This window comes from Mycobacterium seoulense (assembly GCF_010731595.1).
Taxonomy (GTDB): domain Bacteria; phylum Actinomycetota; class Actinomycetes; order Mycobacteriales; family Mycobacteriaceae; genus Mycobacterium; species Mycobacterium seoulense.
Map to the genome: position 1 here is coordinate 5,274,948 of NZ_AP022582.1, position 11,890 is coordinate 5,286,837.

Annotated in this window: 11 protein-coding genes; 7 read left to right on the forward strand and 4 right to left on the reverse strand. The window is 69.3% G+C overall.

From position 1 onward, the window contains the following. Positions 1–3 precede the first annotated feature (3 nt). Genes G6N37_RS24615 through G6N37_RS24630 form a run of 4 tightly spaced genes read right to left on the reverse strand, consistent with a single transcriptional unit; the run spans position 4 to position 2,362 of the window. Entirely contained in the window at positions 4–1,047 is a 1,044-nt protein-coding gene (locus G6N37_RS24615) for an LLM class F420-dependent oxidoreductase (RefSeq protein WP_163683988.1), read from the reverse strand. Positions 1,048–1,096: 49 nt separating this feature from the next. Next, positions 1,097–1,231: a hypothetical protein gene (locus G6N37_RS26510; protein WP_264067033.1), complete on the reverse strand. Its 135-nt coding sequence runs from the start codon at positions 1,229–1,231 to the stop codon at positions 1,097–1,099. A gap of 34 nt (positions 1,232–1,265) precedes the next feature. Next, positions 1,266–2,105, reverse strand: coding sequence for a dienelactone hydrolase family protein (locus G6N37_RS24625; RefSeq protein ID WP_163683990.1), 840 nt, complete (start codon positions 2,103–2,105; stop codon positions 1,266–1,268). A gap of 23 nt (positions 2,106–2,128) precedes the next feature. After that, positions 2,129–2,362 (reverse strand): Rv1535 family protein, encoded by a 234-nt coding sequence (locus G6N37_RS24630; protein WP_163683992.1) that lies wholly within the window; start codon positions 2,360–2,362, stop codon positions 2,129–2,131. A gap of 635 nt (positions 2,363–2,997) precedes the next feature. Here G6N37_RS24630 and glmS point away from each other — a divergent pair. The 7 genes from glmS to alr all read left to right on the forward strand — a co-directional run bounded on the left by glmS (position 2,998) and on the right by alr (position 11,875). Continuing rightward, the gene (gene glmS, locus G6N37_RS24635) at positions 2,998–4,863 is read left to right on the forward strand and encodes a glutamine--fructose-6-phosphate transaminase (isomerizing) (protein WP_163683994.1); all 1,866 of its coding nucleotides are present in this window, start codon (positions 2,998–3,000) and stop codon (positions 4,861–4,863) included. Positions 4,864–4,917: 54 nt separating this feature from the next. Then, on the forward strand, positions 4,918–5,808 hold the full coding sequence (locus G6N37_RS24640; protein WP_163683997.1) for a DUF4436 domain-containing protein: 891 nt from the start codon (positions 4,918–4,920) through the stop codon (positions 5,806–5,808). A gap of 126 nt (positions 5,809–5,934) precedes the next feature. Beyond that, positions 5,935–6,795 carry a DUF4436 domain-containing protein gene (locus G6N37_RS24645; RefSeq protein ID WP_163683999.1) on the forward strand — a complete coding sequence of 287 codons (861 nt, stop codon included), beginning with the start codon at positions 5,935–5,937 and terminating at the stop codon, positions 6,793–6,795. Positions 6,796–6,886: 91 nt separating this feature from the next. After that, positions 6,887–7,564 carry a rhomboid-like protein gene (locus G6N37_RS24650; protein WP_163685475.1) on the forward strand — a complete coding sequence of 226 codons (678 nt, stop codon included), beginning with the start codon at positions 6,887–6,889 and terminating at the stop codon, positions 7,562–7,564. Between the two features lie 45 nt (positions 7,565–7,609). Then, complete coding sequence (locus G6N37_RS24655; RefSeq protein WP_163684001.1) at positions 7,610–9,031, forward strand: NAD(P)H-hydrate dehydratase; 1,422 nt, start codon at positions 7,610–7,612, stop codon at positions 9,029–9,031. Between the two features lie 15 nt (positions 9,032–9,046). Next, positions 9,047–10,429 carry a glutamate decarboxylase gene (locus G6N37_RS24660; protein WP_163684003.1) on the forward strand — a complete coding sequence of 461 codons (1,383 nt, stop codon included), beginning with the start codon at positions 9,047–9,049 and terminating at the stop codon, positions 10,427–10,429. 279 nt (positions 10,430–10,708) lie between these two features. Beyond that, positions 10,709–11,875: an alanine racemase gene (alr, locus tag G6N37_RS24665; protein WP_174813887.1), complete on the forward strand. Its 1,167-nt coding sequence runs from the start codon at positions 10,709–10,711 to the stop codon at positions 11,873–11,875. The last annotated feature ends 15 nt before the right edge of the window (positions 11,876–11,890 follow it).

An 11,890-nucleotide genomic window follows, 5' to 3' on the forward strand; every position in this document is an offset into this window, starting at 1 on the left:
GGCTCACGTCGGGCGCAGCCGCAGGACTTCCTCGACGAAGCGCACGGATTCGGCGCGGTCGGTGGCCAACGGGCTGAGCAACAGCGTCGTCACTCCTGCCTCGGCGAAGGCCGCCAGTCGTTCGGCGACATAGCCGCGCGGGCCGACCAGCGACATGCCGCGCACCAGTTCGTCGGGCACCGCGTCGATCGCCTCGCGCTTGCGGCCGGACAAGTAGAGCTCCTGAATCCGGTCGGCGACCTCGCCGAACCCGTAGCGCGTCGCCAGGGCGTGATAGAAGTTGCGGCCCTTGGCGCCCATCCCGCCCAGGTACAACCCCAGCTGCGGCTTGACCCACGCCAGCCGCTCGTCGACGTCGTCGCCGATGGCCACCGACGCGTGCACCATGACGTCCAGCGGCCCCAGCGCGGGATCCCGCTTGGCCGCACCGGCCGCCAGCGCCTCACCCCACACCGACGCGGCCTGGTCCGGGAGGTAGAAGACCGGCTGCCAGCCTTCGGCGATCTCGGCGGTCAGTTCGACGTTCTTCGGGCCAAGCGCCGCGATCGTAATCGGAATGCGTTCGCGCACAGGATGATTGATGAGCTGCAGGCTCTTGCCCAGACCCGTTCCGCGGTCGGGGGGCAACGGGATCTGGTAGTGCTTGCCGTTGTGCTGCAGGCGTTCCCGGCGCCACACCTTGCGGCAGATCTCCACGATCTCGCGGGTACGGCCCAGCGGGGCGTCGAACTCGACGCCGTGGAAGCCCTCGATCACCTGCGGCCCGGACGTGCCGATGCCCAGCCGGAAGCGCCCGTCGGACACGAAGTCCAGTCCCGCGGCCGTCATCGCCAGCAGCGAGGGGGTGCGGATGTAGATGGGGAACACCCCCGAGGCCAACTCGACGGTGCTCGTCTTGGCCGCCAAATACCCGAGCTGACTCACGGCGTCGAAGGCGTACGCCTCGGCCACCACGGCGATGTCGATGCCGGCCTTCTCGAGCTCCACCACGCGGTCGACGGCCTGGTGAAAGCCGCCCGAATAATCCAGAGCGATCCCGATTCGCATGAAGGACAGATACCACGACCGCGCCCGCGCACCGCGGGGGCTCGGAAAGTCAACCCGCCGAGGTGCCCGTCCAGTACTCCGCGAACCGTCGACCGTCGGCGGACAGGCGCAGGATGTCGTTGCCGGCGAAGGAGACGGGCCGCCCGGCCCACGGCCCGGTGATCCAGCGTGCGTACGCTCGCACGGTCGACACGGTGGGCAATTACCCCGTCACCGCGTCACTTCAACAGCGCGACGATCTTCTCTTCCAAGGCAACCGGCTCGGCCTCGGGATCCAGCGGTTCCGTCTTGGGCAGTGCGACGTCGGGATCGGCGAAGTCGCGGTAGGTCTTGTCGCCGCCCAGCGCGAAGAGCAGGTAACCGGTCAGCAGCGCGCGCACCGTGTTCTGCGTGCGCCGGTGCGGGCTGGCCAGGCCGAACACCTTCGTCAACCGCCGGCCCTCCACCAGGCCGCCGGGCTGGGCCTTGCTGACGATGCGCAGCGTGGCCGTGTCCCACGCCCGCGACAGCGACAGCGCGTTGGAGTTCAGCGACTTCGGATCCCCCGGCGCGGTCAGGATCAGCCCCGGGAGCTTCAGCGTCGTCGCCGGGGCCTCGGCCGGGGGGCTGGTGACGGCGGGGAACAACGCCGCCGCCGCGGCCAGCTTGTTCGGCATGCCGGCCGCGGCGAAGACCGCTGCCGAGCCGCCGAAACCGTGCCCGACCACGCCGAGCTTGGCCGGATTCACGCTGATCTTGCCCGGCCCGAGCCGCACACCCGACACGATGTCCAGCGCCGTGCCGAGGTCGAAGGCGAAGTTCAGGACGGACGGGGCCAGGCCGCGTTCGGTGTCGGGAGCGCCGGCCACGATGCCCCAGGACGCCAGGTGTTCCAGCAGTCCCGAATAGCGGCCGGCCTTGGTGAGCCAGTCGTGACCGAACGCGACGCCGGGCAGACCCAGCCCCGCCTCCGGGGTGTACACCACCCCGGGTAAACCGGCGAAGGCGAGGTCACCACGCAAAACCCGATGCGGACCACGGCGGCTGAGGGCTGCGAACAGCTTGCGGGTGCGGGCCACGCGTCGACGTTAGCGCATGCCGGTCAGGCCATGACCTCGATCACGCCCACCCGCCAGAGCGCCGCATACATGTGGCGCAGCGGGATGCTCAGCAACCGGGCCGCCGTGTCCACCATCGGGTCGCCACTGGCGATCGGCTCGCGGTGACGCCGCCGGGGCGCGGGCTTGAGCGCGGGCTTGGGGGCGGGCGCCGGCGCGAGCGTCAGGCTGGGCGCGGGCAGCGTGGTTACCACATCGTCGAACAGAACAGCGGTCATGATCTCTCCTTGAAGAAGGGGTGCGGAATTTCGGATTAACAGTTACTAACGGTTATCTATCCGGGGGCTTACACGTTGCTTGACCGGTTATGTCGCAGCCAAATTATTTGCACTGCATCAAACGCGATTTCCGGATAGCTGAGTCATCGCCATTGATGTCTGTATAAAGGGGGTATTCTTGCGAGAATATGGTTGCGCTCGGCGCATTCGTACTGGTGAAACCGATGTATCGCCAGGCGGTGATGATCAGGCGGGCGTCAACAAGCTGTCCTTTCTGGTGGCTTCGGCGGTTGCCGGTGGTAGCCGATTCCAGAATTCTAAGTGGGCAAATTGCTAGGGCGATGACGCAAACGAAAACGCCACAAATACATCAGGTGAAAAGCGTTTCTACCGTTTATGAAGCCGATGTAAAGGGAATGGTCATCGGGCCTGCGGCGGGAAGCCGGGTGGATTGGTCCACGACGTCCACCTCACCCCGTCCCGGTACCGGCGCCCCGACGGGTCGCCGTACCAGCCCGGTGGCGGACCGACGGCTGCGGGCGGGTCGGTCAAAACAGGCCTTCGGTGCAGGTGGGCGGCCTGACCATGACCGCGGAGTGCGGGGTTGGGGGCCCACCTGCACTACCCTGGTTCGAATGTGCGGAATCGTCGGCTACGTCGGGCAGCAGCCTGCCTGCAGGGTCGTCATGGATGCGCTGCGCCGGATGGAGTACCGCGGCTACGACTCGTCGGGCATCGCACTGGTCAACGGCGCCGGGACGCTCACCGTGTGCCGCCGCGCCGGCCGGCTGGCCAACCTCGAGGAAGCGGTCGCGCAGATGCCGCCGGAGTCGCTGGGCGGCACCACCGGCCTGGGCCACACCCGCTGGGCCACCCACGGGCGCCCCACCGACCGCAACGCGCACCCGCACCGCGACGCCGCCGGCAAGATCGCCGTCGTGCACAACGGCATCATCGAGAACTACCCGAGCCTGCGCCACGAGCTGGAGGCCCACGGCGTGGAATTCACCAGCGATACCGACACCGAGGTGGCGGTGCACCTGGTGGCCCAGGCCTACCGGCACGGGCCGACCGCCGGCGACTTCGGCGCCTCGGTGCTGGCCGTGCTGCGCCGGCTGGAGGGCCACTTCACCCTGGTGTTCACCAACGCCGACGAGCCCGGCACCATCGTGGCCGCCCGCCGCTCCACCCCGCTGGTGCTGGGGATCGGCGACGGCGAGATGTTCGTCGGCTCCGACGTTGCCGCGTTCATCCCGCACACCCGCAACGCCGTCGAACTCGGCCAGGACCAGGCCGTGGTGCTCACCGCGGACGGCTACCGCATCACCGACTTCGACGGGAACGCGGACGTCGAGTACCGCGAGTTTCACATCGACTGGGACCTGGCCGCCGCGGAAAAGGGCGGCTACGAGTACTTCATGCTCAAGGAGATCGCCGAGCAGCCCGCCGCGGTGGCCGACACCCTGCTCGGGCATTTCGTCGACGGCCGGATCGTGCTCGACGAGCAGCGGCTCTCCGACCAGGAGCTGCGCGAGATCGACAAGGTGTTCGTGGTGGCGTGCGGCACCGCGTATCACTCGGGGCTGCTCGCCAAATACGCCATCGAACACTGGACCCGGTTGCCGGTGGAGGTGGAACTGGCCAGCGAATTCCGCTACCGCGACCCGGTGCTGGACCGCAGCACGCTGGTGGTCGCCATCTCGCAGTCCGGGGAGACCGCCGACACGCTCGAAGCGGTCCGGCACGCCAAGGAGCAGAAGGCCAAGGTGCTGGCCATCTGCAACACCAACGGCTCGCAGATCCCCCGCGAATGCGATGCCGTGCTCTACACCCGCGCCGGCCCCGAGATCGGCGTCGCCTCGACGAAGACGTTCCTCGCCCAGATCACCGCCAACTACCTGGTGGGCCTGGCGCTGGCCCAGGCCCGCGGCACGAAGTACCCCGACGAGGTCGAGCGGGAGTATCGGGAGCTGGAGTCGATGCCGGACCTGGTCGCGCGGGTGCTCGCGATGATCGAGCCGGTGACCGCGCTGGCATACCGATTCGCCCAGTCCTCGACCGTGCTGTTCCTGGGCCGCCACGTCGGCTACCCCGTGGCGCTGGAAGGCGCGCTGAAGCTCAAGGAACTGGCCTACATGCACGCCGAGGGGTTCGCCGCCGGCGAGCTCAAGCACGGCCCGATCGCGCTGATCGAGGACGACCTGCCGGTCATCGTCGTCATGCCCTCGCCCAAGGGGCAGGCCACGCTGCACGCCAAGCTGCTGTCCAACATCCGCGAGATCCAGGCCCGCGGCGCGATCACGATCGTGATCGCCGAGGAAGGCGACGACACCGTACGGCCCTACGCGGACCACCTGATCGAAATCCCTTCGGTATCAACCCTTTTGCAGCCGTTGCTGTCGACCATCCCACTTCAGGTGTTCGCCGCGTCGGTCGCCCAGGCCCGCGGCTACGACGTCGACAAGCCGCGAAACCTCGCCAAGTCCGTCACCGTCGAGTAGGCGTTCCACTAGATTGCCGTGGGGAACAAGCCACCCCACAGCGGTAGGAGCAGCATGCGCTCGGCGGTCAGAAGGTTCGCCCTAGCCGGTCTCGTCGTGCTCATCGTCGGGACGTACGTCGCGCTGATCGAGCTCTATGAGGACACCGTTGAAGGCGTCGCTCCCGGCACCCTGAGCGACAGCGCGGAGGGCGCCCCTCAGAGTATGGCGACGCTGACCGTGGAAGAGATGCAGTCGAACTACAGCGCGGTCGTCGCCAACCTGGCCGTGTCGCCGGGACCCGCGCTGTTGGATCCGGTCACCCACCGGCTCAAGGAAGACCTCGTGCTGCGCGTCAGGTCATCGGCCCAGCCCAGTCGGCGCGAATACACACCGGGCATGCTGCCCGGCGTTTTCCCGATCCCGCTGACCATCGCCGGTCACGTCGAACGGTGGCCCTTCGACAACTACACGTCGGGCCCCATCGAGGTGCAGCTCTTCCCCGGCGGCGACACCACGAAGCCGCCCGTACTCATCCCGGTGAGGTTGATCGATCACCTGTCCGGCTTCAAGGTCTCTTCGACCAAGATCCCCGACCACGAGGGGTACAGGCTGAGCGTGCGGCGCGCGCTGAGCACCGCGGTGTTCGGCATCGTTATCTGCGGCGTGCTCATCGCCATCGCCGGTCTTGGCCTGTTCGTGGCAGTACAGACGGTGCGTAACCGGCGAAAGTTTCAGCCCCCGATGACGACGTGGTACGCGGCCATGCTCTTCGCGGTGGTACCGCTGCGAAACGCGATGCCCGGCTTGCCCCCGTTCGGGGCGTGGATCGACGTGACCATCGTGCTCTGGGTCATCGTCGCGTTGGTGGTCGCGATGCTGCTCTACATCGCCTGCTGGTGGCGGCATCTGCGGCCCGAGGTTTCCGCGCCGCAGGCGGAGCCGGTCTCGGCGCCATCGGGCTGACGCCGATGATCGGATCGAATTCCTTCCGTTTCAAGACGTTTCCGGCGGCCCTTCAACTACATTGCCCCCTGGGCAAGCATTCGTTGGGTGGGACGGCCACGGTGGCCGAGTGGGTAGGGGGCGGTCGTGAGGTATGGCGTCATCGCACTGATCGTGGGCGTCGTCGGGGCGTACATCGCCTCGGTGGCCCTCTACGCCGGCAGCGGGGGGCACCACCACCCGGAGACCCCGGCCGGCGGTGAGCGCAGCACGGCCACGCTGGTCATCGAAGACATCCAGTCGAACTACAGCGTGCTGACGGCCAACCTGTCCATCTCGCCGGGCTCGGCCCTGCTGGATCCGCAAACCCAGCACCTCAACGAAGACCTCAGTCTGCGAGTGCGCTCCGTGGCAACGCCGACCCGGCGCACGTGGACCAAGGGCATGCTGCCCGGCGTCTTCCCCGTTCCGCTGACCATCGCGGGGGAGATCGAGAACTGGCCTTTCGACCGCTACGGGTCCGGGCCCGTCGAGATCGAGCTCATGCACGGCCCCGCGAACGTGCCCGAACACGTGCCGGTGACGTTCGTCAACCACCTCTCCGGCTGGCAGGTGTCCGTCGACGGGTCGGGCCCCTACCGGGTGAGCGTGCACCGCGCGCTCAGCGCCGCGGCGTTCGGCATCGTAATCTGCGGGGTGCTCATCGCCATCGCCTGCCTGGGCCTGTTCGTCGCCGTACAGACGGTGCGTAACCGGCGGAAGTTCCAGCCGCCGATGACGACGTGGTATGCGGCGATGCTTTTCGCGGTGGTACCGCTGCGGAACGCGCTCCCGGGCTCGCCGCCCTTCGGGGGCTGGATCGACATCACGCTCGTGCTGTGGGTGCTCGTCGTCTTGGTCATCTCCATGCTGCTCTACATCTTGTGCTGGTGGCGGCATCTCAGACCGGAGGTTGCCGGGCCCGCCCGCGCGGCGGCGGATCCGGTGCCGGCGCCGTCGACCACATGAAGGCCGCGGCGGCGTAATTCGCGCGACGCGGCGACCGGCGTGCAAAGGTGAGGGCGTGACGAATGCACCGGTGCGGTCCCGACTGCGCAGCATGGGGCTCGCGGTCTGGCATTACGTCAGCAGCGCCCCGCTGACCTACGGGTGGCTCATCGTCCTGGTGGTCACCACGCTCATCCAGCACTGGCTTCCCCAACGGCAACTGCACAAGATGCTGATGCACCACTCCACCAACATCCATGGACTGGCGCGCGATCCGCTCGACGTGTTGTTCTCCAGCCTGTTGTGGATCGACGGGTACAACCTGACGCCGTACCTGCTGCTGTTCACGTTGTTCCTCGCGCCGGCCGAACACTGGCTGGGCCAGTTACGTTGGCTGACAGTGGGATTGAGCGCACACATCCTGTCCACCTATTTCAGCGAAGGCCTGCTGTATTTCGCGATCGAGGAGCGCGACGCGTCGGAGCGGCTGGTGCACGCCCGCGACATCGGCGTCAGCTACTTCCTGGTCGGGGTGATGGCGGTGCTGGCCTATCACATCGCGCGGCCGTGGCGGTGGGGCTATCTCGGCGTGCTGTTCATCATCTTCGGTTTCCCGTTGATCGCGATGGACCGGATCGAGCTGAACTTCACCGCGATCGGACACTTCACCTCGATCCTCGTCGGGCTCTGCTTCTACCCGATGACGCGGCATAAAGAGGGCCGGCAGCTGAGCCCGGCACGCCTGCGCGCCATGGCGCGCAGGGACCGCTCGCCCGAGGTATCCGCCTGAGCGGGGCCGTCAAACCGCGCCGCCCCTACCCGTAGTGTGGCAATGGTGCGGCACTACTACTGCGTAGACGCGATCCGCCAGGCCGAGGCGCCGCTGCTGGCCAGCCTTCCCGACGGGGCCTTGATGCGGCGCGCGGCCTTCGGCCTCGCCGCCGAGATCGTCGCCGAATTGCGGGCCCGCACCGGCGGGGTGGCCGGCCGCCGGGTGTGCGCGGTCGTCGGCTCGGGCGACAACGGCGGCGACGCGCTGTGGGCCGCCACCTTTGTGCGCCGCCGCGGCGCGGCCGCCGACGCGGTGCTGCTCAACCCGGAGCGCACCCACCGCAAGGGCCTGGCGGCCTTCACCAAGGCCGGCGGCCGGATCGTGGAAACCGTCTCGCCGACAACCGATCTCGTCATCGACGGGGTGGTCGGCATCTCCGGCTCCGGGCCACTGCGCCCGGCCGCGGCCGAGGTGTTCGCCGCCGTCGACGACGCGGCGATCCCGGTGGTCGCCGTCGACATCCCCAGCGGCATCGACGTGGCGACGGGGGCGATCTCCGGCCCGGCGGTCCATGCCGCCCTGACCGTCACCTTCGGCGGGCTCAAGCCCGTGCACGCGCTCGCCGACTGCGGGCGGGTCAAGCTGATCGACATCGGGCTCGATCTGCCGAAGACCGACCTGCTGGGTTTCGAGGCCGCCGACGCGGCCGCGCGCTGGCCGGTGCCCGGGCCCCACGACGACAAGTACACCCAGGGCGTGACGGGCGTGATGGCCGGATCGTCGACGTATCCGGGTGCGGCCGTGCTGTGCACCGGGGCCGCCGTCGCGGCGACCTCCGGCATGGTCCGCTACGCCGGCAGCGCGCACCGCGAGGTGCTCGCGCACTGGCCGGAGGTGATCGCGTCCCCCACCGCGGCGTCGGCCGGGCGGGTCCAATCCTGGGTCGTCGGGCCGGGATTGGGCACCGACGACACCGGGGCCGCCGCGCTGTGGTTCGCGCTGGAGACCGATCTGCCGGTGATCGTGGATGCCGACGGGCTGACCATCCTGGCGGCGCACCCCGAGCTGGTCGCCAACCGCACCGCCCCCACCGTGTTGACCCCGCACGCCGGTGAATTCGCGCGCCTGGCCGGCAAACCGCCCGGGGACGACCGGGTGGGGGCGTGCCGCAAACTGGCGGACACCTTCGGCGCCACGGTGCTGCTCAAGGGGAACGTCACCGTGATCGCCGATGCGGGCGGCCCGGTGTACCTCAACCCCGCCGGGCAATCCTGGGCGGCCACCGCCGGCTCCGGCGACGTGCTGTCCGGGATGATCGGCGCGCTGCTCGCGGCGGGCCTGCCCGCGGCCGAGGCGGCCGCCGCGGCGGCGTTCGTCCACGCGCGGGCGGCGGCCCTGTCGGCCGCGGACCCGGGCCCCGGTGAGGCGCCGACGTCGGCGTCGCGCATCGTGCCGCACATCAGGGCCGCCCTGGCCGCCCTATAGGAAAGGAATTCCGCAGTGCCCCAACATCCGTCCCTGCCCGCGCACTCGATCGCCCCCGCCTACACCGGCCGCCTGTTCACCGCGCCGGTGCCGGCGCTGCGGATGCCCGACGAGTCGATGGACCCCGAGGCCGCCTACCGCTTCATCCACGACGAGCTGATGCTCGACGGCAGTTCCCGGCTGAACCTGGCGACGTTCGTCACCACCTGGATGGATCCCGAGGCCGGGCGGCTGATGGCCGAGACGTTCGACAAGAACATGATCGACAAGGACGAGTACCCGGCGACCGCGGCGATCGAGCAGCGCTGCGTGTGCATGGTCGCCGACCTGTTCCACGCCGACGGCCTGGACGACGCCGACCCCTACAGCGCCTGCGGGGTGTCGACGATCGGCTCCAGCGAGGCGGTGATGCTGGGCGGGCTGGCGATGAAATGGCGCTGGCGGGCCAAGGTCGGGAAGGGCTGGGAGGGCCGCAAGCCCAACCTGGTGATGGGCTCCAACGTCCAGGTGGTGTGGGAGAAGTTCTGCCGCTACTTCGACGTCGAGCCGCGCTACCTGCCGATGGAGGAGGGGCGCTACGTCATCACCCCCGAACAGGTCCTGGACGCCGTCGACGAGGACACCATCGGCGTGGTGGCGATCCTGGGCACCACCTACACCGGCGAACTGGAACCGGTCGCCGACATCTGCGCCGCGCTGGACAAGCTGGCCGCCGGCGGCGGGGTGGACGTGCCGGTGCACGTCGACGCCGCCAGCGGCGGGTTCGTGGTGCCCTTCCTGCACCCCGAACTGAAGTGGGACTTCCGGCTGCCCCGGGTCGTGTCGATCAACGTCAGCGGCCACAAGTACGGGCTCACCTATCCCGGCGTCGGGTTCGTGGTGTGGCGCAGCAAGGAATACCTGCCCGAGGAGCTGGTCTTCCGCGTCAACTACCTCGGCGGCGACATGCCCACCTTCACGCTGAACTTCTCCCGCGCCGGCAACCAGGTGGTCGGGCAGTACTACAACTTCCTGCGGCTGGGACGCGACGGCTACACCAAGGTGATGCAGGCGCTGTCCGGGACGGCCCGCTGGCTGGGGGAGCAGCTGCGCGTCAGCGACCACTGCGAGCTGATCTCGGACGGTTCGGCGATCCCCGTGATCGCCTTCCGGCTGGCCAAGAACCGCGGGTACACCGAGTTCGATGTCTCCCACGAGCTGCGGGGTTACGGCTGGCAGGTGCCCGCGTACACCATGCCCGACAACGCCACCAACGTCTCGGTGCTGCGCATCGTGGTGCGGGAAGGCCTGTCCGCGGACCTGGCCCGCGCGCTGCACGACGACGCCGTCTCGGCGCTGACCTCGCTGGACAAGCTCAGGCCCGGCGGTCATTACGAAGCCCAGCACTTCGCGCACTGAGCGGGCGCACTTCCGCCGGCGCCCAGTCACACATGCCACTTCCGTCCCGGCTCGCGAGGCGATGCCCGTGTTGCCCGCCTCACAGCGAGAACGCGCCCGCGCCGCCGCTGAAACGGCGGGTGGCCGCGCCGATTCCGCGCCTCGGTGCGCTGACGTCGTCGGTTGTCGCTCGGAGGTGGGCACACCGCGTCCCCTCGGGTGCGGCGGCGGGTGTGGCGACTGGGGCCATTGCGACAAGGGCGGGCGGCGCGCTCGCCCGGTTCTGGGACAATGGCGGCCGTGGCCGTTACGCCGATATCGCTGACGCCGGGGCTGGTCGCCGAGGCCCTGGTGGACCTGGGCGCCATTGAGCACAACGTGCGGTTGCTGTGCGAACACGCCGGCCGCGCGCAGGTGATGGCCGTCGTCAAGGCCGACGGCTACGGCCACGGGGCCACCCCGGCCGCCCGCGCGGCGCTGGCCGGCGGCGCGACCGAGCTCGGCGTCGCCACCGTCGCCGAGGCGCTGGCGCTGCGCGCCGACGGCATCGCCGCACCCGTGCTGGCCTGGTTGCACCCGCCCGGCATCGACTTCGGGCCCGCGCTGCTGGCCGACGTGGAGATCGCCGTGTCGTCGGAGCGCCAGCTCGACGACCTGCTGGACGCGGCGCACCGGACGGGCCGGACCGCGACGGTCACCGTCAAGGTCGACACCGGGCTCAACCGCAACGGCGTCCACCCCGCCCGATACCCGTCGATGCTGACCGCGCTGCGCCGGGCCGTCGCCGACGAGGCGGTTCGGCTGCGCGGCCTGATGTCGCACATGGTGTTCGCCGATCAACCGGCCAACCCCGTCAACGATCTTCAGGCCCAACGCTTCAGCGACATGCTGGCCCAGGCGGGCGAGCGGGGGCTGCGGTTCGAGGTCGCGCACCTGGCGAACTCGTCGGCCACCATGTCGCGTCCCGAGCTGGCCTTCGACCTGGTGCGGCCCGGCGTCGCGGTGTACGGCCTGAGCCCGGTGCCCGAGCTCGGGGACATGGGGTTGGTGCCGGCCATGACGGTGAAATGCCCTGTGGCCCTGGTGAAGTCGATTTCCGCGGGCGAGAGCGTCTCGTATGGGCACACGTGGACCGCGGAACGCGACACGACTTTGGCCCTGCTGCCGGTCGGCTACGCCGACGGCGTCTTCCGCTCGCTGGGGGGACGCTTGGACGTCTTGATCAACGGCAAGCGGCGGCCCGGGGTCGGGCGGATCTGCATGGACCAGTTCGTCGTCGACCTCGGCCCCGGCCGGACCGACGTGACCGAGGGCGACGAGGCGATCCTGTTCGGCCCCGGCAGCAGCGGGGAACCCACCGCGCAGGACTGGGCCGACCTGCTCGGCACGATCCACTACGAAGTGGTGACCAGCCCCCGCGGGCGCATCACCAGGACCTACCGTGAGGCACGAACCATTGAGCCCTGAGAACGCTCGCAGGCA

Bases quoted from the DNA above. Each gene is read 5' to 3' on its own strand.
- glmS (WP_163683994.1), top strand. From the start codon at position 2,998: ATGTGCGGAATCGTCGGCTACGTCGGGCAGCAGCCTGCCTGCAGGGTC.
- G6N37_RS24640 (WP_163683997.1), top strand. From the start codon at position 4,918: ATGCGCTCGGCGGTCAGAAGGTTCGCCCTAGCCGGTCTCGTCGTGCTC.
- G6N37_RS24650 (WP_163685475.1), top strand. From the start codon at position 6,887: ATGGGGCTCGCGGTCTGGCATTACGTCAGCAGCGCCCCGCTGACCTAC.
- G6N37_RS24615 (WP_163683988.1), bottom strand. From the start codon at position 1,047: ATGCGAATCGGGATCGCTCTGGATTATTCGGGCGGCTTTCACCAGGCC.
- G6N37_RS24630 (WP_163683992.1), bottom strand. From the start codon at position 2,362: ATGACCGCTGTTCTGTTCGACGATGTGGTAACCACGCTGCCCGCGCCC.